Raw genomic sequence first — 24,547 nt, 5'->3', positions numbered from 1 at the left:
CCGGTTCGACAGGGGTCGGACCGGCCTTTTTCGTGTCTGCACCGCTCCCGTGCGTCCGGGCGGTAGCGGAACCGCCACCCAGCCCCTAGATTCCAGTCGATGTCCGCTCCCAATTCCCCCGACCGTTTCAACGAAGACAAATCCACCTTCGCCGTCCGGGGCGGCGGGGAGGCCCCGATCTCGCGGCGGGCGTGGCCGCGATCCGCAACGTGCTCGACACGCTGCCGATCCGCCCCGGCGTCTACCGCATGCAGGACGCGCGCGGCGACGTGCTGTACGTCGGCAAGGCGCGCGCGTCCGGAACCGCGTTGCGAACTATGTCCAGGTCGAGCGGCTCACCAAACGCCTCCAGCGGATGGTGTCGCAGACGCGGTCGATGACGATCGTAACGACCAACAACGAGGCCGAGGCACTGCTGCTCGAATCGCAGCTCATCAAGCGCTACCGCCCCGCCTACAACGTGCTGCTGCGCGACGATAAGAGCTTCCCGTTCATCCTTCTGCGCGACGACCACGCCTTCCCGCGCGTCCAGAAACACCGCGGCGCGCGCCGGGCGAAGGGCAATTACTACGGGCCGTTCGCCAGCGCCGGGTCGGTCAATAACACGCTCAACGCGCTCCAGAAGCTTTTCCTCCTGCGCAGTTGCACCGACAGCTTCTTCAAGACCCGCGATCGGCCATGTCTGTTGTACCAGATCAAGCGGTGCTCGGCGCCGTGCGTCGGCCGGATCGACGAGACCGCGTACCGGGAACTGACCGAGGATGCGAAGGCGTTCCTAGGCGGTAAGTCGACCGGCGTGCAGGCCAAGCTCGGCGCGCAGATGCAGGCCGCCGCGGAGAACATGGACTTCGAACTCGCGGCTTTGCTCCGCGATCGTCTCCGTGCGCTCACCTTCATCCAGGGCACGCAGGCGATCAATGCGGAGGGCGTGGGCGACGCCGACATCTTCGCGATGGCGTGCAAGGACGGGCTGATCGGCATCCAGGCGTTCTTCATCCGCGGCGGCCAGAACTGGGGCCATCGCAGCTTCTTCCCGCAGCACACCAACGACGTCCCCGAGGACGAGGTGCTGACCAGCTTCCTCGGCCAGTTCTACGAGGACGTGCCGCCGCCGAAGCAGATCCTGCTCGACCGCGAATTGCCGGAGGGCGCGCTGCTGGTCGAGGCGTTGGGCGAACGCGCTGGCTACAAGGTCGCGATCCAGGTCCCGCAGCGCGGCGATCGCCGCCGCCTGATGGACCAGGCCACGCGCAACGCGGTCGAGGCGATCGAGCGGCGCCAGGCCGAATCGACGACACAGGCGAAACTCCTGCGTGAAGTCGCCGACCTGTTCGATCTCCCCGAGCCGCCGCAGCGGATCGAGATCTACGACAACAGCCATATCCAGGGCACCGCGGCGACCGGCGCAATGGTCGTTGCCGGGCCTGAGGGCTTTCGGAAAGGCCAGTATCGAAAGTTTAACATCAAGAACAAGGATACCGCGCCGGGCGATGATTTCGCGATGATGCGCGAGGTCTTCACCCGCCGCTTCTCGCGCGCGCAGGCCGAAGACCCCGATCGTGACTCAGGCGACTGGCCGGATCTGGTGCTCATCGACGGCGGCAAGGGCCAGCTTAATACGGTCAAGGCCGCGCTCGAGGAGATCGGCGTCGAGGACGTGTGCCTGGTCGGGATCGCCAAGGGGCCGGAACACGGCCGCGATGGTCGCGAGGTGTTCCACATGCTCGATGGTCGCGAGTTCCAGCTCCCCGTCAACGCGCCGGTCCTGTTCTACCTCCAGCGCCTCCGCGACGAGGTCCACCGCTTCGCGATCGGCGTCCACCGCGACAAGCGGAGCAAGGCGATCGGCGCCAGCCCGCTCGACGAGGTCCCCGGCATCGGTCCGGCGCGGAAGAAGGCGCTGCTGATGCACTTCGGCACCGGCCGCGCGGTCCGCAATGCCAGCTTGCAGGATCTGCAACAGGCGCCCGGCGTGTCTGCCGGCGTCGCGCAACAGGTGTATGATTTCTACCATTCGCGCTGATCGGTGGCAGTCGGCGACGCTCGCGGCCTGCGATCGTAAGGAAACGAAACCTGATCTTCATTATCCTCGGATAGAGAGGGCGCAGTGACCACGCCCGTCTTCCTGACTATTGATACGGAGTTCGCGTGGCGGCATCACGTCGCCGGGCTCGACTGCGACGCGATTTACGCGCGGTCGCTTGAGCCGGCCGGCGTCGGGCTAGCCTATCAACTGGGCGAACTCGCGCGGCACGATCTGAAAGCGTGTTTCTTTGTCGATCCGATGCCCGGCATCACCTTCGGTCTCGCCCCTATCCGTCGCATGATCGAGACGATCCTCGCCGCGGGGCAGGAGGTCCAGCTTCATCTCCATCCCAACTGGACGACCGCGAAAGCCGGCGACCGCGGCGCCGCGCACGACCGGTTCTCGCTGTTCGACTATAGCCTGGCCGAGCAGACCGATCTGCTCGTGCGCGCCACCGAATTGCTGGTCGCGGCAGGAGCACCGCATCCGATCGCCTTCCGCGCCGGCAGCTATGCCGCCAACGACGACACGTTGACCGCGCTTGCGGCACTCGGGTTCAGCTACGACAGCAGCCATAACGGCTCGCAGGCTCCGGGAACGAGCCGCATCTCGCTGCCTGCGCAGCAGATCTCCCCGGTCCGCCGTGCGCAGGACAAGGGCGTGATCGAAGTCCCCGTCACCGTGATAGAGGATCGGCGAGACAAGATCCGGACCTTCCAGCTCTGCGCGCTCTCGGCTGGCGAGACCTATGACGCGCTGGAGCATGCCGCGGTGTCGGGGCATGCGGTGGTGACGATCGTCAGCCACGGTTTCGAACTGGCGAACCGGAGCGGTACGCGGCCCAACGCGGTCCATGTGCGGCGCTTCACGGCGTTGTGCGGGATGCTGTCGGAGATGCGCGAAGTGTTGCCGACGCATCATTTCGCGGATCGGCCGCCGCTCGCGCTCGACCGCGCGGATACGCCGCTCGCGCCCGATCAGTTGCGGACCCGCTGGCGGCAGGCCGAACAGCTCTGGTCGAACTGGGTCGAGGAACGGCCGCGATCGCGCGGGCTGTAGTGGCAGATGGTGCGGTTCGCCGCCTGCCACTGAAGTTCCAGATCGGCGCCCGGACCCTCGCGACCATTCCCCGGCACCTGGTGCGCGTGTCGTTTTCGCTCGACGCGGTGCTCGCGGCCACGCCAACGATCTTGCCGCCGCTGCCCGACGATGCCGATGGATATCTGGTGACGTCGTTGCCCGAACTGATGCTCGCCGGTCTCGATCGCCACGGCCTGCTCGCGTTCGTTCGGCAGCACTATGTGCGGTATCATATCGATCTTGCGGCGGGGGAGGCGGCGTGGCTCGCGGGATTGTCCGGCAGCGCAAGGTCGGGGATCAAGCGCAAGGCGAAGAAGCTCGCCGCAGCGAATGGCGGCGTGCTCGATATCCGGCGCTATCACGATGTAGCGGCGTTCGCCGACTTCCACCCGCTCGCCCGCGCGGTGTCGGCGACGACGTATCAGGAGAAGCTGCTCGGATCGGGACTGCCCGGCGATGTGGCTTCGGTGCGTCATCTCAAGTCGCTCGCGGCGCAGGACAGGGTGCGTGCCTGGCTGGCGTTCATCGCAGGCCTGCCGGTCGCGTATCTGTGCTGCACCGCCGACGGCGACTCGCTGTGTTACACCTATGTCGGGCATGATCCGGCGCATAACGACCTGTCGCCGGGCGCGGTTTTGCAGGTCGAGGCGTTGCGCGCGCTGTTCGCGGAGAAGCGGTTCGCACGGTTCGACTTCACCGAGGGCGAAGGCCAGCACAAGCGGCAATTCTCGACCGGGGGGACGGCGTGCGTCGATGTGCTGCTGTTGCGGCCAACGCTGGCGAACCGCGTAACGGTGATGGCGCTGCAGACGTTCGACCGTGTGATCGCGACGGCCAAACGCGCTGCAACGCATCCGGCCTTGGCCACGCTCGCAAAGAAGATCCGCCGCTGATCGTCTCCCCATCCTGAGGGAGAGAGGGGTGGAGACCTTTTACCCTCTCCCATGCGGAGCGGGGTATAGGACCTGCATGCACCTCCGCGCAGCCGCCATCGTCGTTGCCGTCCGCCAGCATGGCGAGCATGGTGCGATCGTGCGGGCGCTGACCCGCAACGACGGTGTCCAGCCCGGTTATGTCCGCGGCGGACGGTCGCGCGCGATGCGGCCGGTGCTGCTCCAGGCGAACGTCATCCAGGGCGAATGGCGGGCGCGGACCGGCGAGCAACTCGCCTCGCTGACCGCCGAGCTGATCCATAGCCGCGCGCAGATGCACGGTGAGCCGCTGGCGGCGGGCGCACTCGAATGGGCCACCGCGCTGGCCGCCGCCGCGCTGCCCGAAGCGCAGCCTTATCCGCACATCCACGATGCGCTCGAAGGCGTGCTCAGCGCGATCGAGGCAGCACCATCGGCGCGCGGCTGGGCGGCGGCGCTGGTCCGGTACGAATTATTGGTGCTGGCCGAACTCGGCTTCGGCCTTGATCTCGACCGCTGCGTCGCGAGCGGAATCGATGAGGATCTCGGCTTCGTCAGCCCCAAGAGCGGCGCGGCGGTCTCGCGCGGGGCGGCGTTCGGCTATGAGGCCAAGCTGCTCAGATTGCCGCCCTTCCTTCTCACCGGTGGCGAAGCTGCGTGGCCGGACATCTTCGACGGCCTGCGCCTGACCGGTCATTTCCTGGCGCGCGACATCCTCGTCGACCGTCGCGCCGATCCGTTGGCAGCGCGCGACCGGCTGGTCGATCGACTGAAAAGGGCGGTTGCGTGAGCGTGCACCGCCCGGCAAGGGCCGCGCAGGAGGAACGTACATGCCCTTGATCGCGATACTGGCCGGCGACGGCATCGGACCCGAAGTCACCGCAGAAGCGCGGCGGGTGCTCGATACGCTCGGCATCGGCCTCAGCTACGAAGAGGGCCTCGTCGGCGGCGCCGCGTACAAGGCCGCGGGTCATCCGCTGCCGCCCGAGACGCTCGACCTCGCCCGCCGTGCCGATGCGATCCTGTTCGGTGCGGTCGGCGATCCTGACTGCGATGCGCTCGAACGCCAGTTCCGCCCCGAGCAAGCCATTCTCGGCTTGCGCAAGGACCTCGGCCTGTTCGCTAACCTGCGTCCTGCGAAACTGTTCGCCGGCCTTGAGGACGCATCCGCGCTTCGCCCCGAGATCGCCCGGTCGATCGACATGGTCATCGTCCGCGAACTGACCGGCGACGTGTATTTCGGCGCGAAGGGTATCCGCACCACCGCCGACGGCCTGCGCGAAGGCCATGACGAGATGCGCTACGACGAGACCGAGATCGCACGCATCGCCCGCGTCGGCTTCGAGACCGCACGCACCCGGAAGGGCAAGCTGCTCTCGGTCGATAAGGCCAACGTCCTCGAAACCTCGCAACTCTGGCGCGACGTCGTGATCGAGATCTCGGCTGACTATCCCGATATCGAACTCAGCCACATGTACGTCGACAACGCGGCGATGCAGATGGTGCGCAACCCCGGCCAGTTCGACGTGATCGTCACAGGCAATCTGTTCGGCGACATCCTGTCCGACGAGGCGTCGATGTGCGCAGGCTCGATCGGCATGCTGCCGTCCGCCGCGCTGAACGACTCTAACAAGGGCATGTACGAGCCGATTCATGGGAGCGCACCCGATATCGCCGGGCAGGGCAAGGCCAATCCGTGCGCGGCGATCCTGTCCGCGGCGATGATGCTGCGCCACTCGCTCGATCTGCCCGAAGCGGCCGACCGGATCGAGGCAGCGGTCGCCGCGGCGATCCTGAAGGGCGCGCGCACGCCTGACCTCGGCGGCACGCTGTCGACCTCGGCGATGGGCGACGCCGTTCTCGCCGAACTCGGCTGAGCCTGTGATCGCCGACCTTCTCGAACTTGCGATCGTCATCCCGACGTTCAACGAGAAGGCCAACGTCCCGACGTTGATCGCCAAGCTCGATCAGGCCCTGGCCGGGCGTAACTGGGAGGCGATCTTCGTCGACGACGACAGTCCCGACGGCACCGCCGACGCCGCGCGCGAGATCGCCCGCCTCGACAAGCGGGTGCGCGTGATCCAGCGGATCGGTCGACGCGGGCTGTCGTCGGCGTGCATCGAGGGGATGTGCGCGACGGCGGCGCCGGTCGTCGCGGTGATCGACGGAGACCTCCAGCACGACGAGACGTTGCTGCCGGCGATGCTCGACCTGTTGAAGGACAGCGAGACCGACGTAGCGATCGGCTCGCGCTTCGTCAGCGGCGGCTGCACGGGCGAGTGGGACAGCGACCGCGTCGCCAAGTCGGCGCTCGCCACCCGGATGTCGCGCCGCGTGCTGAAATGCGATCTCAACGATCCGATGAGCGGCTTCTTCATGATCCGCACCGACATCGTCCGCCGCCTCGCGCCGTCGCTGTCCGCGATCGGCTTCAAGATCCTGCTCGACCTGCTCACCGCCTCGCCCACGCCGCTGCGCTTCGTCGAAGTGCCCTACACCTTCCGCTGCCGCACCGAGGGCGAAAGCAAGCTCGATCACGTCGTCGCGATGGAATATCTGATCGCGATCTACGACCGGATGTTCGGACGGGTCGTGCCGGTGCGGTTTGCGATGTTCTCCGCGATCGGCGTGCTCGGTGTCGGCATCCACATGGCGGTGCTGACCGCGTTGTTCGTCGGGTTCGGCACGCACTTCTTGGTCGGCGAGATCGTCGCGACGCTTGCCGCGCTCACGTTCAACTTCTTCCTCAACAATGCGCTGACCTATCGCGACCGGCGCTTGAAGGGCTGGCGGCAACTGGTCGATGGCTGGGTGTCGTTCGCGGTGATCTGCTCGGTCGGCGCGGTCGCCAATGTCGGCATCGCCGCGTTCCTGTACGAGATGCGCGACGGCGCCTGGGCCGCCTCTGCGCTGATCGGCGTGCTGGTCGGCGCAGTGTGGAACTACGCGCTGTCCTCGAAATTCACCTGGGGCCGGTACTAAGCGAGGCACTCGACCCGCTCTTCTCGCACCCGCAAGGCTTGTCATCCCGGCTCCCCACCGGCAAAGCGGCGCGCATGAAGCGCAAGACCGGCCAGGATCGTTCGATCACCCAGAATTGGCGTCCCGCGACGCGCGCCATCCGCGGCGGCACCGCCCGCAGCGAATATGGCGAGACGTCGGAGGCGTTGTTCCTCACCTCGGGCTATTGCTACGACAAGGCAGGCGACGCCGCGGCGCGCTTTGCCGGCGAGCAGGAGGGAATGACCTATTCCCGCCTCCAGAACCCGACCGTGCAGATGCTCGAGGAGCGGATCGCGCTGCTGGAAGGCGCCGAGGCGTGCCGGACGATGGCGACCGGCATGGCGGCGATGACCGCGGCGCTGCTGTGCCAGCTCCAGACCGGCGATCACCTCGTCGGCGGCCGCGCGGCGTTCGGCTCGTGCCGCTGGCTCACGGACACGCTGCTGCCGAAGTTCGGGATCGCCACGACGATCGTCGATGCGCGCGATCCGCAGGCGTTCCTCGACGCGGTCCGCCCCGAGACGAAGGTGTTCTTCTTCGAGACGCCCGCCAACCCGACGATGGACATCGCCGACCTCAAGGCGATCTGCGACATCGCGCGTGAGCGCGGGATCACGACCGTGGTCGACAACGCCTTTGCGACGCCGGCCTTGCAGCGGCCGATGGAGTTCGGCGCGGACGTCACCGCCTACAGCGCGACCAAGATGATGGACGGGCAGGGCCGCGTGCTCGCCGGCGCGGTCTGTGGGACCGAGGATTTCATCACCAACACGCTGCTGCCATTCACGCGCAACACCGGCCCGACGCTGTCGCCGTTCAACGCGTGGGTAGTCCTCAAGGGCCTCGAAACGCTCGATCTGCGCATCCATCGCCAGTCCGAGAACGCGATGAAGGTCGGGCAATTCCTCGAAGGCCGCGTACCCCGCGTGCTGCACCCCTTCCTGCCGAGCCATCCGCAGCACGAATTGGCGATGCGGCAGATGGACGCGTGCGGACCGATCTTCGCGTTCGAGGTCGAGGGTCGCGAACAGGCACACGCACTGCTCGACGCGCTGGAGTTGGTCGATATCTCGAACAACATCGGCGATCTCGCGCTCGCTGATGACGCATCCTGCGTCGACCACGCACGCGAGCGTCTCGCCCGACAAGCAAATCGAGATGGGCGTGACCGAAGGGCTGCTTCGGATCAACGTCGGGCTTGAGGACGCGCAGGACGTGATCGAAGACCTCGATCAGGCCCTAAGGCAGGCCGGTCTATGAAGGCGCTGTTCCCCAACGCGGCGACGACCGATGGGGTGACGGTGCGCGTGTCGGTCAGCTACCTACCCGAGCAGTCGGAGCCCGAGCGCGGCCGCTGGTTCTGGGCCTATCACATCCGACTCGAGAACGAGGGCACCGAGACCGTCCAGCTGCTCACCCGCCACTGGGTGATCACCGACGGCCGCGGCGCGCGCCATTCGGTCGAGGGTGAAGGCGTGGTCGGCGAACAGCCGGTGATCGAGCCCGGCGCGAGCTTCGATTATGTCTCGGGCTGTCCGCTCGCGACGCCGTCGGGCGCGATGCAGGGCAATTACCGCATGGTCCGCGAAGATGGCGCCATCTTCGACGTCGAGATTCCCCGCTTCTCGCTCTTCGCCCCCGCGGTGCTCAATTGATGCGCCGTGCAATCATTAGAAGCGCGCGCTTCGAAGATCTCCGTTGCCTGACCTCATTCCGTCACCCCAGCGAAAGCTGGGGTATCCCCGTTGGCGGTCGTCATGCCCGCCCCATGAATATCTTAGCTTTCGCTGGGATGACGGTTGGGGTGAAGCTGCTGGCAAAGGGGCGAACCCAATGAAGCGCACGCATCTCCCGCTCAACGGCCTGCGCGTACTCGACGCGGCGGCGCGGCATCTGTCGTTTACGCGTGCTGCGGACGAGCTGGCGGTGACGCCGGCGGCGGTGGGTCAGCAGATTCGCGCGCTGGAAGATACGCTTGGCGTCGTCCTGTTCCGCCGTACCACACGCGGGCTCGAACTGACGCCCGAGGCGGAAGCCGGTCTAGGCGCGCTCCGCGGTGGGTTCCTCCAGTTCGAGGAAGCCGTGCGCGCGATGCAGGCGGGTCAGTCGTCGAAATCGCTGACGATCGCCGCGCCGCGCGACCTGACCGAGAAGTGGCTGATGCCTCGGCTCGCGCAGATCGCCGAGGCGGATCCCGAACTTCGCTTCGTGCTGATCACCGCGGACGAGAATGTCGACTTCACCGAAGCCAATCTCGATCTCGCGATCCGCTGGGGCGATGGCCCGGGCGAGCACGAGGGCGAGGCGCTCGAGTCGGAGGGCATGGTGACGATCGCCAAGCCCGGCACGGATAGCGAAGCCACGATCGCATGGTCCGGTGAGGACGGCGTAGCGCTGGTCCGCGTTACCGACGCCGGGCTCGCGATCGACGCGGCGGCGGCGGGGCTCGGTCGCGCGACCGTCCCCGAACTGCTGGCGCGGCGCGATCTTGCGCAGGCCCGCGTGCGGCTGATTGGCGAGTCGCAGCCGTCGAAGGGGGTATTGGCTGGTAGCCCCGCTCCCGCAGTGGCGCCAGAAGAAGGTCCGCGCGCTCGTGGATGCCCTCACCGCGTGAGACAGCCTGGACGGAGACCACGTCGCGCTGGAGTATCTCCGGTCCTCAAGACACGGCGGCTGCGCTTGCGGCCGCTTGTTGAGGGCGACGCGACCGCGTTGCACCCGATGCTCGCTGATGCAGAACTGATGGCGTATTCCGCAGATGGCCCTCTCGGCAGCGTCGACGACGTCCGCAGCTATCTCGCCGAGGAAGCCGCCCCCGGCAACCAACGCACCTGGGCGATCACCCGCACCGGCGACGATCGCGCGATCGGCTGGGTCTCGGGGAGCGAGGCCGATGGGGCAGGGGTGACGGAGATCGGCTTCATCCTCGCGCGAGAGGCCTGGGGGCGGGGAATCGCGCGCGAGGCGGTGTCGGCCGTGATCGACCGGTTGTTCGCGGAGGGGCGGAGTCGCGTGTTCGCCGACGCGGATACCGAGAATACCGCGTCGATCTTGTTGTTGGAGCGGCTGGGCTTTCGCCGTGAACGGCTGTTGCGCGACGAATGGGAGACGCATTTGGGTCTGCGTGACAGCCTGATCTACGGGCTCTGCGCGGATAGTTGGCAGGCGGCTGGGAGGGCTTAGCGCCGATACGCCCCGTACTGATATCCACCACCCCGGCGAAGGCCGGGGCCCAATTGGCAAGGTGGATATAACGGAGCGATATTCCCCGTTAACAGCGTTTCCCAATTGGGCCCCGGCCTCCGCCGGGGTGGTGGCACGAGTTAGTGGCTCTTCAGATAAACTAACCTACCGCGCAGCCAACAACGCCAACGCCCGTCCCATCAGTCCCGCGAACCGAACCTCGTTCACCGCATCGTCAGCCCGATGCCAGTTCCCGGTCGCCGCATACCAGCGCCCGTCCTTCGCCTGCACCAGATAGTTCAGCGTCAGGACCCCAGGCTCGCCGCCACCCTTGAACCCGACATACCCAAACCGCTTGGCGATCGCCGGATCGACCCCCGCATTCACCGCGAGCACCGCTCGGGTCGTGGCATCTGCCCCGCGCAACCGATCCAGAACTCCCGCTATCGCCGCTGGGCTCGCAAACCACTCGACGCTGTCGATCGCCACCGGCTTCCCCCGAACACGGCCGGATCCAGCTTGGCGGTGGAAATCTTCACCGCATTGTCGACCAGCAGCGCCCGCCGCTCGTCCACCGACCCTGCCGCCCACGCCTTGGTCAGTGCCGGATCGCCTTTGAGCGCAAACATCTCCCGCGTCGTCATCACCGGCACGCTGCCGCCGGCCGACGCCGCCATGGCGTCAACCTTCGCGCGCCCGAGCGTCGTCAGCAGCGTATCGGTCGCGGTGTTATCGCTGATCGAGATCATCAGCGTCGACAGCGTCTGCACCGTCACCGGCGACTCCGCCGGCCAGGTCTGCAACACGCCCGACGGCAACGATGGCGCACCCACCTTCACGACATCCGTCCAGTGACGCTCGTCCGCAGCCACCTGCCGCGCGAGTTCCGCCAGCACCCACAGCTTGAACGCCGACCCGAGCGGTGCGGCGATATCCGCCCGGTATTCGAGGATCGGCGCAGGCTTGCCGTTGCCCAGCGCATACAGCCCGAACCCACTAGCCCCCGGCAGTGCGCGAAATTCCGCTTCGATCTTGGCGAGGCTGTCGTCGCGCGCGCCCGTGCCGGTGATCAGCAACCCGGTAGCCGCATGCGGCGCGGCCGGGTCGAGCGCGAGGCGAACGCTCGCCGTTCCCCGTGCGTAGCCGACGATAAGATCGGCGCTCCACGCCGACGTCGCGGTCAGCGACTCGATCTTTTCCGGCGCGCCGAGTGTCGCCTTCAGCTTCTCGACGATCGTCGCGAACTGCGCCTTCGGCACCTTCTCACGGAAGCTCGCGGCGAAATACGCGTCATACGCGCCACGCCCGTCGAGGATCGCGACCAGCGCATCCGCCTTCGCCCGCAGCGCCGGATCTGCCACCGCACCCTGCGCCACCGCACTAACCGGCAGCAACGCCACCGCCAACGCCATCAGCCAGAGTGCCAGCCCGCGCATCAGTTCTTCAGCTTCCAACCACTCTTCAGCAACCGGTAGCAGAGCGTCGCCAGCACCACGTCGATCACCAGGATCACGATCCCGCCGATCATCACCGGCGAGTCGGCAATCCCGAGGAACCCGTAACGAAAGCCCGAAATGATGTAGAAGAACGGGTTCGCATGGCTGAACGCGCGGAACGCCGGCGCGAGCTTGTCGACCGAGTAGAACGTCCCCGACAGCAACGATAACGGCGCGATCACGAAGTTGGTGACGGCCGCCGCATGATCGAACTTGTCCGCCCAAATCGATGTCAGCACGCCGAGCAACGCGAGGAACACCGCGCCCAGCAGCCCGAACCAAATGATCGCCAGCGGCGCGTGCGGCGTTACGTGCACGCCCGGATACAGCGCCATCGCCGCCCACACGACGATCCCGACGATCACTGCGCGTGTCACGGCACCGCCGACCAGCGCGGCCAGCAGTTCACCCGTCGACAAGGGTGGCTGGAGATAGTCGACGATCGTGCCCTGCATCTTGCCGACCAGCAGCGAGAAGCTCGCATTGGCGAACGCCGGCCCCATCATGCCCTGCGCGATGATCAGCCCCGGCGCGATGAAATCGGCGAACGCGACGATCTGGCCGTCGACCGGCACCGGGCTTTTAGCGCCGGTCGCGATGGTGAAGACGATCAGAAACAGGAGGGTGGTGATCGCCGGCGCCCACACCGTCTGAAGCTGCACCTTGAAGAACCGGCGCACCTCCTTGATATAGAGGGTTCGCAATCCCTCCCAGTTCACGCTCTTTATGACGGGAACGCCGGGGGCGGAATGCACCGCCGAATGGATTTCACCGATTGGGGGCTGGCTGCTCATAGGCGTTGCGGGTAATCGCTGCCGCTGCCGCCCGCAACCCGGCTGAGCAAGACTAAGGAACGAACATGTCCTGGACCGACGAGCGCATCGAGACGCTCAAGACGATGTGGGAGGCGGGGCAGACCGCCAGCCAGATCGCCGAAGCACTGGGTGGCGTCAGCCGCAACGCCGTCATCGGCAAGGCCCACCGCCTCGAGCTGCAGGCGCGCCCGTCGCCGGTGAAGCCTAACGATCCCGAGGCGAAGGCGGCAGCTGCGGCTGCAGAGGCGTCGGCAGCGGTCGTGGCGGACGTGGCCGAACCGGTGGCAGAGCCAGAGGTCGAGGCGCCCAAGCCCGCACCGGTCGCGCCGCCGGTCGTCGCTGCGCCAAAGCCGGCCGCACCGGTAGCGGCCGAGCCCGTCGCGGACGAGCCCGAGGATGATGAGGACGAAGACGAGGAGGAGGTTGCTCCGGCCGTCGTCGCCCCCGTCCGTGCGCCGCAGCCGATCCTGCGTTCGGTCGGCCCCGGTGGCTTCCTTCGTCAGGCTCCCGGTGAGCAGCAGCCACCGAGCACGCCGGCGCCGCCGCGTCGTCTGGTGCCCGCCAAGCCGTCGCCCGAAATGGCGAACAAGACGAGCCTGCTCGAACTGAACGACCGGATCTGCAAATGGCCGCTTGGTCATCCGGGCGAGCCCGACTTCCACTTCTGCGGAAAGGCGGTGAACCCGGGCTTCCCGTATTGCGTCGATCACTGCGGCCATGCGTACCAGGCGCAGCTGCCGCGTCGCGATCGCCGTCCGACTCCGCCGCTGCCATTCGGCGGTCCGCGGCCGAGGTGAGGCGCAGGGCGGCCTGCGCCAATTTGGCGCAGGACTCGCCCAAGCCCGGCCGGCGCGGCTTGTCCGCGTCCGACGACATGGGCTTTGCCCATGGCTAGCGTGATACAGAAAAGGCCGTTTCCTCGCGCGAGGAAGCGGCCTTTTTCCAAATTGCCACCCCACCCCGGCGAAGGCCGGGGCCCAGTTGGAAAGCTCTCGGTAACTGAGCGCCGCTCGCTTTTAGCAGCATTGCCCAACTGGGCCCCGGCCTCCGCCGGGGTGGCGCTTCTTGCAGCTCAACGCGTCTTCCGCCCCTTCCTTGTTCTCCCGCGATGGCGGGAGCCCAGACTGGGTCCCCGCCTTCGCGGGGAAACAATATGGGCCGCTTCCCCGTGTGAGGAAGCGGCCTTTTTCATGTCACGCTAGCCATGGGCAAAGCCCATGTCGTCGGACGCGGCGAGCCGCGCCGGCCGGGCTTGGGCGTGTCCTGCACCAGCTTGGTGCAGGCCGCCCTTCGCCTCAGAACCTAAACGCAGCCGTGGCGCGCAGGCTGTGCCAACGGAAGTCCTGCGAGTCGCGACGGAAGTCGGTGCCCGCTGCGTTGCCACGCGTGAACGGACCGCCGGTCGGGCCGCCCGAGGCGCGGACGCGGTAGTCGTTGTCCTGATACTGGTGATACTGATATTCCAGACCGACCGAGAAGTTGCGACCCAGCTTCTGCTCGATGCCGCCGCCACCGACGATGCCCCATTCCTTGCTGCCACCGTTGGTGATGAAGGTGTTGGCGGTGTTGCCGGTCGTGAAGCTGTTGTCGATGTTGGCATAGCCGACGCCGAACGTGCCGTAGAACAGCGTCGTGTTCGCCGCATAGCCCAGGCGGCCGCGTGCCGATGCTTCCCATTTCAGGTCGCGCGTCATCGTGTAGAAGGCGGGCGTGGTGCTGAAGGCGGTGACGCTGTCGCTGATCTCGTTCTTGCCGAACTCGCCGACCACGCCGACGACGATGTTGCCGCGCTGGTAATCCGCGCCGACCCGTGCCGAATAGCCGATGCCGTCTTTGTCGCTACGGCAACCACGACCACCAGCGGCGGGCGCGGTGTTGCTGGTCGCGCGACCGTTGCAGAAGCCCGGCGAGAACGCGTTGGCGGCGGTCGCAGTCGAGATGGTGTCGCCGAAGACGCCATCCAGATTGCGATCGAATGCGATCGTCTCGCCATTGTCGTTGGGCTGCACGTCATAGCCGAACGAGCCGCCGACATAGACTCCGCTGAACGGCGCATCGTCGGTCATGTCCTGTGCAGCGGCAGGTGCTGCGAAACCCAAAGCGGCAACGCCTGCAAGCGCCACCATCATCGTCTTAGTCATATTCACTCCCGGAAACTTCATGACAGGTTTTTCATAAACGGCTGATCGGGGAAAATTATGCAGCAAGCATAACAATCTGCGGCAATGTGGCTTTCCAGTAACAGGGAGAACAAACAGAGCCTGTGGCTTTGTCCAACGCGTCCGGCTACGCTCTCGCCATGGCTGAAGATCTGTTCGCGTCCCCGGGCGCACCCGGCGTCGGCAAACCCGCCGCCAATACCTATGACGCCTCCTCGATCGAGGTCCTCGAAGGGCTCGAACCCGTCCGCCGCCGCCCCGGCATGTATGTCGGCGGCACCGACGAGCGCGCACTGCACCACCTCGCCGCCGAAGTGCTCGACAACGCGATGGACGAGGCGGTCGCCGGCCACGCGACCCGGATCGAAGTCACGCTGGAGGCGAACAACCGCCTGACGATCGTCGACAACGGCCGCGGCATTCCGGTCGATCCGCATCCGAAATTCCCCGACAAGTCGGCGCTGGAGGTGATCCTCTCGACGCTCCATTCAGGCGGAAAGTTCGCGGGCAAGGCGTACGCGACCTCGGGCGGACTCCACGGCGTCGGCATCAGCGTCGTCAACGCGCTCTCGTCCGACACCGTCGTCGAGGTCGCGCGTGATCGGCAGCTCTACCGCCAGCGCTTCGCCAAAGGCCAGACGCTTGGGCCGATCGAGCATCTTGGCGCTACGCCGAACCGCCGCGGTACCAGCGTCGCGTTCACGCCCGACACCGAGATCTTCGGCAGCGAACTGAACTTCAAGCCACAGCGCCTCTACAAGCTCGTCCGGTCGAAGGCGTATCTCTTCGCTGGCGTCGAAATCCGCTGGCACTGCGCGCCCGACCTGATCGGCGACGATACGCCAGCACAGGCCGTGTTCCAGTTCCCCGGCGGCCTCGCCGACCATCTCCGCGACCAGATCGCCGGCCGCGAATGCGCGACGTCGGACTTCTTCTCGGGCTCGCAGGATTTCCCGAGCGCGAACGGCGAGACGCAGGGCCGCGTCGAATGGGCGGTCGCGTGGCCGTTATGGAGCGATGGTTCGTACAGCTGGTATTGCAACACCATCCCGACCCCCGATGGCGGCACGCACGAACAGGGCCTTCGCCAGGCGCTGGTCCGCGGCCTGCGCGCGTTCGGCGATCTCGTCGGCAACAAGAAGACCAAGGATATCAGCGCGGACGACGTCATGGTCGGCAGCGAGCTGATGCTGTCGGTGTTCATCCGCGAACCGCAATTCCAGAGTCAGACCAAGGATCGCCTGACCAGCCCCGAGGCCGCCGGCCTCGTCGAGAAGGCGGTGCGCGATCATTTCGACCATTTCCTCAGCCACAACATGGAGCGCGGCAAGGCGCTGCTGAACTATGTGCTGGAGCGGATGGACGAACGCCTGCGCCGCAAGCAGGAACGCGACGTCAAGCGTAAGACCGCCACTTCCGCGCGGAAGCTGCGCCTGCCGGGTAAGCTCACCGACTGCTCCGCCAACTCGCCCGAAGGCACAGAACTCTTCATCGTCGAGGGCGATTCGGCAGGTGGCTCGGCCAAGCAGGCGCGCGACCGAAAAACGCAGGCGATCCTCCCGATCCGCGGGAAAATCCTCAACGTCGCATCCGCCACCAGCGCGAAGATCTTCGCCAACCAGGAAATCGCCGACCTGACGTTGGCACTGGGCTGTGGCACCCGGAAGGACTGCACGCCGGATACGCTCCGCTACGAACGCATCGTCATCATGACCGACGCAGACGTGGATGGGGCCCACATCGCGACGCTGCTGATGACGTTCTTCTTCCAGGAGATGCCCGAACTCGTCCGCCGCGGGCACCTCTACCTCGCGCAACCGCCGCTCTACCGCCTGACCGTCGGCACCAGAAGCGTCTACGCGAGAGACGACGCGCACCGCGCCGAACTCGAACGCACCGTCTTCAAGGGCAAGAAGGTCGACGTCGGCCGCTTCAAGGGCCTCGGCGAGATGAACCCGAGCCAGCTCCGCGAAACCACGATGGACCCCGCCACCCGCGGCATGCTCCGCATCACGCTCCCGCAGGAATATGAGGAGCGCGCACAGGTGAAGGATCTCGTCGACCGCCTGATGGGCAACAACCCCGCCCACCGCTTCGCCTTCATCCAGGAGAACGCCGGCCGCATGGACGAGGAAGCAATCGACGCCTGAGGCAAGGCTCGTGGTGCGTTGGGCTCGCGCGCACCTAACGTCACGGCCCAAGCGCAATCGAGGTCTGCGAGCCAGCGATAGCCCGCAGACGGCAAAAGTCACTGTCTGTAGGCGATCAGCGTCGAGGTCTTGCCGTATTTGATGTCGTTGACGTCCATCGTCATTTTCTTGCCGTCGGGCGAGATCGTCATGACGTATTTGCCGATCACCTTGCCGTCGAGATAGTCGGTCTCATGCAGCGTGTTGAGATCGGATTGCCGTAGCGACACCGTCGTCCAGCCGGCATCGCCGACGACCGCGACCGACGGGCCGCCCGTCGTCGCCACGTACGATGTCCCGGTCGGCGTCGAATAGGTCACGACCTTGCCGGTCTTCGCGAAGGTAAACACGAGGCCGCTGTCGGACACTTGGGTCTGGTTCGTCTGCAGCCACGACCCCGATGCCGCGTGCGACCCGGACGGGCCCGCTGCGACGCGCTCGCTGATGGTCGTGCCGGTGATCGGGATCCCGTTCGGCGCGCTGGTGTCGTTGAACACCGTCGAGATCGAACTATTGTCGGCGGACAGCGTCGCGGTTGCGTCGCTCATCGGCTTGCCGCCTTTGCTCGTCGCATATTTGACGGTCGCCGGATCGACGACGGTGACCGACATCGCGTCATAATAGGCGTGGCCGGTGACCGGATGAAGCGCACCATCGGCGGCGATCTTGACCACCGGAATGCAGGTCGAACAGGTGTAAAACCCGTTCTCGATCAATGCGACCGAAGGTTTTGTCGAAAGTTCGCTCTCCTTGATGTCGCCTTTCCAAGTTCCGGTGAAGACGTCCTTGGCATAGGCCGGTGATGTCGTGGCAAGCATAAGTGCGATGCATGGTAGTAACCTGGACATGGTTCTCTCCCCTATAGTGCGGCGGGGCGATTCGAATCGAACCAAAGCGCACAGGATCCTGGCACCACGTCTTGCCGATCATGCGCCTATTCGGGTGCCTATTCCAGTGAATGCCGCAAGCGCAGCGGCGAATCATCGGGATCGGCCATGTCGGCGTTCGCCGCGCGATGCCACGCGGTGTTGCCCCCGGCGTCGCGCGCTCGTATCAGGCGGTTCGGGCGGCCGTGTGGGTCGCCCTCGCTGTTTGAAGGAGCTTGCCGTCGTGACCATCACCCCGCTCATGCCCGTCTACCCGCGGTGTGGCGTGCGTCCGGTCCGAGGCGAGGGCGCGTACCTCTTCGGCGAGGACGGCCAGCAATATCTCGATTTCGCCAGCGGCATTGCGGTCAACGCGCTCGGCCACGGCCACCCGCATCTGACCAAGGCGATCGCCGAACAGGCTGCGACGCTGATGCACGTGTCGAACCTGTACGGATCGCCGCAGGGCGAGCATCTCGCACAGCGGCTCGTCGACAACACGTTTGCCGACACCGTGTTCTTCACCAATTCGGGTGCGGAAGCGGTCGAGTGCGCGATCAAGACCGCGCGGCGCTATCATTTCGCCAACGGCAATCCGCAGCGTCACACGCTGATTACGTTCGACACGGCGTTCCATGGGCGGACGCTCGGCACGATCTCGGCGACCAACCAGGCGAAGATGCGCGACGGGTTCGAGCCGCTGCTGCCGGGGTTCGCTTATGCGAAGTTCAACGATCTCGAAGGCGCGCTGGCGCTGATCGACGACAACACCGCGGGCTTTCTGGTCGAGCCGATCCAGGGTGAGGGCGGTATCCGCCAGGCGACGCCTGAATTCCTGACCGGCCTGCGGAAGGCCTGCGACGAACACGGCCTGCTGCTGGTGCTCGACGAGGTCCAGTGCGGCTATGGCCGCACCGGCAAGCTCTTCGCGCACGAGCTGTACGGGATCACGCCCGACATCATGTCGGTCGCCAAGGGCATCGGCGGCGGGTTCCCGCTGGGCGCGTGCCTCGCGACCGAGGAGGCGGCCAAGGGGATGGTCGCGGGAACGCATGGCTCGACCTATGGCGGCAACCCGCTGGCCATGGCGGCGGGCGAGGCGGTGCTCGACGTGATCCTCGACGAGGGGTTCCTCGACAACGTCACGGCGATGGGCGACCGGTTGCGGCAGGGGCTCGAACAGATGATCCCCAACCACGATCACCTGTTCGACAGCGTTCGCGGTACCGGGTTGATGCTCGGGCTGAAGCTGAAGAGCGACAGCCGCGCATTCGTCGCGTTCGCGCGCGATCACCACAATCTGCTGCTGGTGTCGGCGGGCGAGAATGTCATTCGCATTCTGCCGCCGCTGGTGATCGACGAGAGCCATATCGCCGAGTGCATCGACAAACTGTCGACCGCAGCGCGCGTCTACGTTCCGGCTGCCGACGACTGACTTACATCCTCCCCGGTACGGGGAGGGGGACCATGCGAAGCATGGTGGAGGGGATCGCCCCGAAGTGTTGCGTTCGTGGAGGCCCCTCCACCATTCGCTAATGCGAACGGTCCCCCTCCCCGTGCCGGGGAGGATATTATGACCCGCCATTTCCTGAATCTCACCGACGCGGGCGCCGACGGCATCGCCGCGATGCTGGCCGATGCGCTCGATCGCAAGGCGGCGCGCGCCGGTTTCCCCAAGGGCCGCGCGGACTCGGATGCGCCGCTGGCCGGCCACACACTCGCGATGGTGTTTGAGAAGAATTCCACGCGCACGCGCTTCTCGTTCGACATGGCGATCCGCCAGCTCGGTGGCACCTCGATCGTTTCCGACGCAGGGTCGATGCAGCTCGGCCGCGGCGAGTCTCATTGCCGACACCGCGCGCATCCTGTCGGGCTATGTCGACGCGATCATGATCCGCACCGACGATCACGCCAAGATCGAGGAGATGGCGCATTACGCCTCCGTCCCGGTCATCAACGGCCTGACCGACGCGTCGCACCCGTGCCAGATCATGGCCGACCTGCTGACGATCATCGAGAGCGGCAAGGCGCTGCCCGGTCTCAAGGTTGCGTGGCTGGGGGATGGCAACAACGTTCTTGCGTCGATCGTCGAGGCCGCCGGGCTGATGCAGTTCGACGTCGTCGCAGCCTGCCCGCAAGGATATATGCCGACCGACGCCGAAGTCGCGCTGGGCAAGGGGCGGGCGCGTATCGTGTCGACGCCGCGCGAGGCAGTCGAGGGGGCGGACATCGTCGTCACCGATACCTGGATCTCGATGGGGCAGGCGCATGCCGAGACCAAGTTGGCGGCGCTGACGCCGTACCAGGTCAATGCCGCACTGATGGCGCTGGCCAAGCCCGACGCGAAGTTCCTCCACTGCCTCCCCGCGCACCGCGGCGAGGAAGTGACGCCGGAGGTGATCGACGGCCCGCAGTCGCTGATCTGGCAGGAAGCGGAGAACCGCCTCCACGCGCAGAAGTCGGTCTTGCGCTGGTGTTTCGGCCAGATCGGGTGACGGACCGGCGGTAACACGCCGTTCACGCCACCCCGCGCCCCATCCGTCATCCCAGCGAAAGCTGGGTTATCCCCGTTCGAGCCTCGGCGCCCGCCAATAGGGATACCTCAGCTTCCGCTGGGGTGACGGACATGGGGGGCGGTTAAAAGCTGCCACCTAGACTGCGAAGAAACCCCAACCCCGCCCCTCGTCCGTCATCCCAGCAAAAGCTGGGATCTCCCGGTGCAAGTCGCGACGTCCACCAACGGGGATACCCCAGCTTCCGCTGGGGTGACGGAGATGGGTGGGCGACGGATGGGGGATCGGGTTGACCCGCCGCCCTCGCTCCCCATCTTCCCTCCGATGAACGACCCCAACATGACCGATCTCGACCGCGCGCTGGCCTTCGCGATCCCTGCGCGCAGTGCCCGCGGCCGGATCGTCCGGCTCGGCACCGCGCTCGACGAAGTGCTCGCCGCCCACGCCTATCCGCCTGCGATCGAAAAGCTGCTCGCCGAGGCGCTCACGCTCGCCGCGCTGATCGGCTCGACGCTCAAGGACGCCAGCGGCCAGCTGACGATGCAGACCCGCACCGACAACGGCGTCGTCCAGCTGCTCGTCTGCGACTACCGCGGCGGCGAAGTGCGCGGTTACATCGAATACGACGCGGACAAGCTTGCCGAAGCCCCCGCCGAGCCATCGTTGTTCGCGCTGTTCGGCGCGGGGTACCTCGCGATCACGTTCGACATGGCGACCAGCAACGAACGGTACCAGGGCATCGTCCCGCTCGATGGGGATACGCTGTCACAGGCCGCGCAGAGCTATTTCACGCAGTCCGAGCAGATCCCGACGATGATTCGGACCGGTATGGCGAAGGGCCCGGACGGGCGCTGCGTCGCAGGTGGGCTGTTCCTCCAGCATCTTCCCGAGGGCGAGGATGGTCGCGAGCGGCTCCACACCAAGCTCGACCACCCGGAATGGGAGCATGTCGCTACGCTCGGCAACACGATCGGCGCGGACGAACTCACGAATGCGTTCCTGCCGCTGGAGACGCTGGTCTGGCGCTTGTTCAATGAAGAAGACGACGTCCGCATTCTCGCGGATATTCCGATCTCGCGCGGATGCCGCTGCGACCCTGATTATATTCAGGGGGTGATCTCCAAATTTCCCATCGAGGAGCGGCGGTCGATGGCCGACGAGAGCGGTTTCATCATCGTCGATTGCGCGTTCTGCGCGAAGAAATTTCCTGTTCCAGTCGGCGCCTGACTTGCAGGATTTTTCCCCGCAACGATAACTTAAGAAATTAACTCCCTATTCACTTATGTTGGGTATAGAAGGGACTGTGCTTTTTATTCGGCACGTTTTTCTCCCTTGTGGCGCGGTTCGCGCCAACCTTAGGGGGCTGCCTTACCGGGCGGCCCCTTTCTTTTGCGCGCCGCTGGCCTAGCGCATTGCGCATCATGACATCTCCTGCTCCCTTTGCGGTCGCGCTCGTTTCGGGCGGGCTCGACTCGATGGTATCCGCCGCTTTGGCGCGCGAAGCCGGCCAGCGCGTGCTCGCGCTGTCGTTCGATTATAATCAGCGCCATCGGATCGAACTCGACGCCGCCCGCCGCGTCGCCGCCGCGATCGGCGCCGAACGCCACATCGTGTTGCCGATGGATCTCTCCGCGTTTGGCGGGTCGGCACTGACCGCCGATATCGACGTGCCGAAGGATGGCGCGGGCACCGAGGATGGCGGTGGCATTCCCATCACCTACGTACCCGCACGCAACACCATCTTCCTCAGCCTTGCGCTGGGCTGGGCCGAGGCGGCGGGCGCGCGCGACATCTATATCGGCGTCAACGCGCTCGATTATTCGGGGTATCCCGATTGCCGCCCCGAGTTCATCGCCGCGTTCGAAGGTTTGGCCGAACTCGCCACCAAGGCTGGTGTCGAGGGCGAGCCGTTCCGTATCCAGGCGCCGCTTCAGATGATGACCAAGGCGGATATCGTCCGCGAGGGCACGCGTCTTGGCCTGGATCTCGGGCTGAGCTGGTCATGCTATGATCCGACGCCCGCCGGCGAGCATTGCGGCCTGTGTGACAGCTGCCGTCTGCGCTCCAAGGGGTTCGAGGACGCGGGCATTGCCGATCCCACCGTCTACGCCGTGCGTCCTGGATCCGGGCTGGCCTGAGCGATGAGCTACGCCGTCAAGGAGATGTTCCTCACGTTGCAGGGCGAGGGCGTGAACGCCGGCCGTCGTGCGGTGTTCGTGCGATTCGCCGGCTGCAACCTGTGGTCGGGTCGCGAACAGGACCGCGCGACCGCGGTCTGCAAGTTTTGCGATACCGAGTTCGTCGGCACCGACGGGCTGGGCGGTGGCAAGTTCGCCGATGCGCAGGCGCTCGCAGCGGCGGTCGCCGGCTTCTGGGGTGACGGCACGAACGATCGATTCGTCGTCCTGACCGGGGGCGAGCCGATGCTGCAGATCGACGACGCGATCGTCGATGCGTTGCACGGCGAGGGCTTCCGGATCGCGATGGAGAGCAACGGCACGATCCCCGCGCATCCGGGTATCGATTGGATTTGCATCAGCCCCAAGGCGGGCAGCATCGTCGTCCAGCGCGCGGGGCACGAACTGAAGCTCGTCTGGCCGCAGCCGGGCAGCGACCTCGACGAGGTCGAGACCTGGGACTTCGCGAACTTCCTGCTCCAGCCGCTCGACGATCCGCGCGCCGACGCGAACCGCGAGGCGTGCGTGGATCTGGTCATGCAGCGGCCGCAGTGGCGGTTGTCGCTGCAGACGCACAAGCTGCTGGGCCTGCGCTGATAATTTGAAGCGCGCTACGTAGGGGACTTCATTCTTTCCCTACCGTCATCCCAGCGGAAGCTGGGATGACCCCATGAGACTCTCGTCGCGCGCTTCGTGAGATACCCCAGCTTTCGCTGGGGTGACGGCAGAACGCGAGGATAAAATCATCCGGTAATTCGGGCAAGGCGGCGACGTTACCGCCCGGCGATGCCGACGCCAACCGGCGGCCAGTTTTGGGCGCCGCACTTCTTTTCGACCCACTCGCCCTTCTTGTTCCAGCAGATCGTATCGAGCCGCGGCATTGCCGCATTGCGATCGCGGCCGATGTAGCGCGGGAAGCGCTGTTCGCCCCAGGGAATCAGGCTGTTGCGCAGTTCGCGCGACCGCGCCAGCGCGACGTCGGCAAAATGCCCGCGCGGTGCGAACACCGCGTCGCGTCCGATCGAGGCTGCGGTCTGGCAGAACCCGTATTGCGCGGCGACCGTGGCGAAGCTGGAATAGGTCCGCGTGCCGAACTGGTCGAGCGCGGCCTGCCCGGCGCGGAGGCCCGACGCCTTGTTCACGCGGATGAAGTATTTGGTCAGCGTATCGAACGCACCCTTCAACTCGTCGCCATGATCGGCGAGAATCGAATTATAGTTCGGTACGGTCAACAGCGTCGGCTCGAACTGGCATTGCAGGGCCGCCACGTTGAGCGCGGCGCGCATATGCCACACCAGGGCGGCACGCGTTTCCGCGGGCGTCGCACCCGGCAGGGGCTGGCCGAGATCGGCTTCGTCGCCGGTCACCGCAGCGCCGGAAAAGTCACGCGACTGCAAAAAGAACTGCGCCGACGCCGACTGCGCCACAGCGAGACCGCTCGACGCCACGCAGAGCGCGAGCGCGGTACGCAACACTTTCATTCAAACCTCCCCAGGGGCATTCCAAGTCGACGAATCTAAAGCGTTTCCGCCAAACCCCCAAGCGATTTTAACCTTTTGCCGGGATCGATTTTGCGCGCCGAATACCCCGATCCGGTATGTAAACTGTCGCATCCGAAACGACCGCGGTTTGCCGCCATCCGACGTGCGCAAACCCGCTGACCGGCATCCAGGGTCGGCGTTCCCCATCCCGCAACGATAAAGGGCCGCCCGGTTGCCCGGGCGGCCCTTCACATCGCATAATGCCGTTGAAGGTCATCCGCCGTAACGGTCGACCTTCGCGACCATTACATTGCGTTGTTGGTCATCATGGTGTCGTTCGACATCATCGTGTCGTTCGCCATCATGGTGTCGTTGGCCATCATGCCACCGTTCGACGCACCGTCGACTGCGGTCATGTTGTCGGTCATGGTGTCCATGCCTTCAGTGGCGTTCATGTCGGTGACCATCGTGTTGTCGGTGGTCGTCTCGGTCTTCGGACCGCAAGCCGAAACGGCGAGTGCTGCGCTGGCGATCAGCGAACCGGTCAGGACCTTGGAAATGAGTGCACGCATGTGGAAGCTCCCTAGATAGAGGATTTGGCTGGCTGCTCGCCCTTAATACCCAAATCGTAGTGGACATTAATCCGAT

22 protein-coding genes and 3 pseudogenes are annotated in these 24,547 nt (G+C 65.9%); 18 read left to right on the top strand and 7 right to left on the bottom strand.

All coding sequences use genetic code 11. The features are described from left to right. Window positions 1-99: 99 nt before the first annotated feature. From uvrC to QP181_RS10720, 11 genes and pseudogenes are all read left to right on the top strand, one after another. A pseudogene (gene uvrC, locus QP181_RS10765) lies at window positions 100-2,023 on the top strand (excinuclease ABC subunit UvrC). Between the two features lie 84 nt (window positions 2,024-2,107). Next, a complete protein-coding gene (locus QP181_RS10760) occupies window positions 2,108-3,085 on the top strand; it encodes a polysaccharide deacetylase family protein (RefSeq protein WP_333928508.1) in 978 nt (325 codons plus the stop codon). Next, the gene (locus tag QP181_RS10755; RefSeq protein WP_333928507.1) at window positions 3,085-3,999 is read left to right on the top strand and encodes a GNAT family N-acetyltransferase; all 915 of its coding nucleotides are present in this window, start codon (window positions 3,085-3,087) and stop codon (window positions 3,997-3,999) included. The genes QP181_RS10760 and QP181_RS10755 overlap by 1 nt, the downstream gene beginning before the upstream one ends. Before the next feature lie 76 nt (window positions 4,000-4,075). Next, complete coding sequence (gene recO, locus QP181_RS10750; RefSeq protein ID WP_333928506.1) at window positions 4,076-4,807, top strand: DNA repair protein RecO; 732 nt, start codon at window positions 4,076-4,078, stop codon at window positions 4,805-4,807. Between the two features lie 40 nt (window positions 4,808-4,847). After that, window positions 4,848-5,894 (top strand): 3-isopropylmalate dehydrogenase, encoded by a 1,047-nt coding sequence (leuB, locus tag QP181_RS10745; RefSeq protein ID WP_333928505.1) that lies wholly within the window; start codon window positions 4,848-4,850, stop codon window positions 5,892-5,894. Window positions 5,895-5,901: 7 nt separating this feature from the next. After that, the gene (locus tag QP181_RS10740; RefSeq protein ID WP_332754966.1) at window positions 5,902-6,999 is read left to right on the top strand and encodes a glycosyltransferase family 2 protein; all 1,098 of its coding nucleotides are present in this window, start codon (window positions 5,902-5,904) and stop codon (window positions 6,997-6,999) included. Between the two features lie 74 nt (window positions 7,000-7,073). Continuing rightward, entirely contained in the window at window positions 7,074-8,222 is a 1,149-nt protein-coding gene (locus tag QP181_RS10735) for a trans-sulfuration enzyme family protein (RefSeq protein WP_522731694.1), read from the top strand. After that, window positions 8,179-8,280, top strand: a complete 102-nt coding sequence (locus QP181_RS20225) for a PLP-dependent transferase (RefSeq protein WP_522731690.1) — start codon at window positions 8,179-8,181, stop codon at window positions 8,278-8,280. Before QP181_RS10735 ends, QP181_RS20225 begins: the two co-directional genes overlap by 44 nt. Then, entirely contained in the window at window positions 8,277-8,675 is a 399-nt protein-coding gene (gene apaG, locus QP181_RS10730; RefSeq protein ID WP_333928504.1) for a Co2+/Mg2+ efflux facilitator ApaG/CorD, read from the top strand. Before QP181_RS20225 ends, apaG begins: the two co-directional genes overlap by 4 nt. A gap of 178 nt (window positions 8,676-8,853) precedes the next feature. Further along, a pseudogene (locus tag QP181_RS10725) lies at window positions 8,854-9,634 on the top strand (LysR family transcriptional regulator). Then, window positions 9,586-10,203, top strand: a complete 618-nt coding sequence (locus QP181_RS10720) for a GNAT family N-acetyltransferase (RefSeq protein ID WP_333928503.1) — start codon at window positions 9,586-9,588, stop codon at window positions 10,201-10,203. The pseudogene QP181_RS10725 and the gene QP181_RS10720 overlap by 49 nt, the downstream one beginning before the upstream one ends. 165 nt (window positions 10,204-10,368) lie before the next feature. On the opposite strand, the gene QP181_RS10715 is transcribed toward QP181_RS10720, so the two are convergent. Genes QP181_RS10715 through QP181_RS10705 form a run of 3 tightly spaced genes read right to left on the bottom strand, consistent with a single transcriptional unit; the run spans window position 10,369 to window position 12,493 of the window. Continuing rightward, window positions 10,369-10,599, bottom strand: coding sequence for a hypothetical protein (locus tag QP181_RS10715; RefSeq protein WP_333928502.1), 231 nt, complete (start codon window positions 10,597-10,599; stop codon window positions 10,369-10,371). Window positions 10,600-10,646: 47 nt separating this feature from the next. After that, window positions 10,647-11,657, bottom strand: coding sequence for a serine hydrolase (locus QP181_RS10710; RefSeq protein ID WP_333928501.1), 1,011 nt, complete (start codon window positions 11,655-11,657; stop codon window positions 10,647-10,649). Further along, the gene (locus QP181_RS10705) at window positions 11,639-12,493 is read right to left on the bottom strand and encodes an ABC transporter permease (RefSeq protein WP_132735762.1); all 855 of its coding nucleotides are present in this window, start codon (window positions 12,491-12,493) and stop codon (window positions 11,639-11,641) included. Before QP181_RS10705 ends, QP181_RS10710 begins: the two co-directional genes overlap by 19 nt. A gap of 65 nt (window positions 12,494-12,558) precedes the next feature. Between QP181_RS10705 and QP181_RS10700 the strand changes: the two genes are divergently transcribed. Further along, entirely contained in the window at window positions 12,559-13,311 is a 753-nt protein-coding gene (locus tag QP181_RS10700) for a GcrA family cell cycle regulator (RefSeq protein ID WP_132735759.1), read from the top strand. A gap of 498 nt (window positions 13,312-13,809) precedes the next feature. Here QP181_RS10700 and QP181_RS10695 read toward each other — a convergent pair whose 3' ends face one another. Continuing rightward, window positions 13,810-14,655, bottom strand: coding sequence for an outer membrane protein (locus QP181_RS10695; protein ID WP_132735757.1), 846 nt, complete (start codon window positions 14,653-14,655; stop codon window positions 13,810-13,812). Between the two features lie 158 nt (window positions 14,656-14,813). Here QP181_RS10695 and parE point away from each other — a divergent pair, with 158 nt between their 5' ends. Beyond that, the gene (parE, locus tag QP181_RS10690) at window positions 14,814-16,823 is read left to right on the top strand and encodes a DNA topoisomerase IV subunit B (protein WP_333928500.1); all 2,010 of its coding nucleotides are present in this window, start codon (window positions 14,814-14,816) and stop codon (window positions 16,821-16,823) included. A 98-nt stretch (window positions 16,824-16,921) separates the two neighbouring features. Here parE and QP181_RS10685 read toward each other — a convergent pair whose 3' ends face one another. Next, complete coding sequence (locus tag QP181_RS10685) at window positions 16,922-17,710, bottom strand: hypothetical protein (RefSeq protein WP_165911332.1); 789 nt, start codon at window positions 17,708-17,710, stop codon at window positions 16,922-16,924. Between the two features lie 262 nt (window positions 17,711-17,972). On the opposite strand from QP181_RS10685, the gene QP181_RS10680 reads away from it, so the two are divergent. The 5 genes and pseudogenes from QP181_RS10680 (at window position 17,973) to queE (ending at window position 23,015) form a co-directional block, all read left to right on the top strand. Then, a complete protein-coding gene (locus tag QP181_RS10680) occupies window positions 17,973-19,163 on the top strand; it encodes an aspartate aminotransferase family protein (RefSeq protein ID WP_132735749.1) in 1,191 nt (396 codons plus the stop codon). Window positions 19,164-19,301: 138 nt separating this feature from the next. Next, window positions 19,302-20,223, top strand: a pseudogene (gene argF, locus QP181_RS10675) (ornithine carbamoyltransferase). A gap of 357 nt (window positions 20,224-20,580) precedes the next feature. Next, the gene (hslO, locus tag QP181_RS10670; RefSeq protein ID WP_277983209.1) at window positions 20,581-21,468 is read left to right on the top strand and encodes an Hsp33 family molecular chaperone HslO; all 888 of its coding nucleotides are present in this window, start codon (window positions 20,581-20,583) and stop codon (window positions 21,466-21,468) included. Window positions 21,469-21,662: 194 nt separating this feature from the next. Beyond that, a complete protein-coding gene (gene queC / locus QP181_RS10665; protein ID WP_333923152.1) occupies window positions 21,663-22,379 on the top strand; it encodes a 7-cyano-7-deazaguanine synthase QueC in 717 nt (238 codons plus the stop codon). A gap of 3 nt (window positions 22,380-22,382) precedes the next feature. Continuing rightward, entirely contained in the window at window positions 22,383-23,015 is a 633-nt protein-coding gene (gene queE / locus QP181_RS10660; RefSeq protein ID WP_333923151.1) for a 7-carboxy-7-deazaguanine synthase, read from the top strand. A 176-nt stretch (window positions 23,016-23,191) separates the two neighbouring features. On the opposite strand, the gene QP181_RS10655 is transcribed toward queE, so the two are convergent. Both QP181_RS10655 and QP181_RS10650 read right to left on the bottom strand, forming a co-directional pair. Continuing rightward, complete coding sequence (locus tag QP181_RS10655; RefSeq protein WP_132735736.1) at window positions 23,192-23,899, bottom strand: hypothetical protein; 708 nt, start codon at window positions 23,897-23,899, stop codon at window positions 23,192-23,194. 305 nt (window positions 23,900-24,204) lie between these two features. Continuing rightward, on the bottom strand, window positions 24,205-24,471 hold the full coding sequence (locus tag QP181_RS10650; protein ID WP_055881015.1) for a hypothetical protein: 267 nt from the start codon (window positions 24,469-24,471) through the stop codon (window positions 24,205-24,207). Window positions 24,472-24,547 lie beyond the last annotated feature (76 nt).

It is taken from the genome of Sphingomonas sp. LR55 (assembly GCF_036856015.1).
Taxonomy (GTDB): domain Bacteria; phylum Pseudomonadota; class Alphaproteobacteria; order Sphingomonadales; family Sphingomonadaceae; genus Sphingomonas.
Note: the sequence above shows the minus strand (reverse complement) of the source record. Positions and strands in the feature narration are given on the sequence as shown.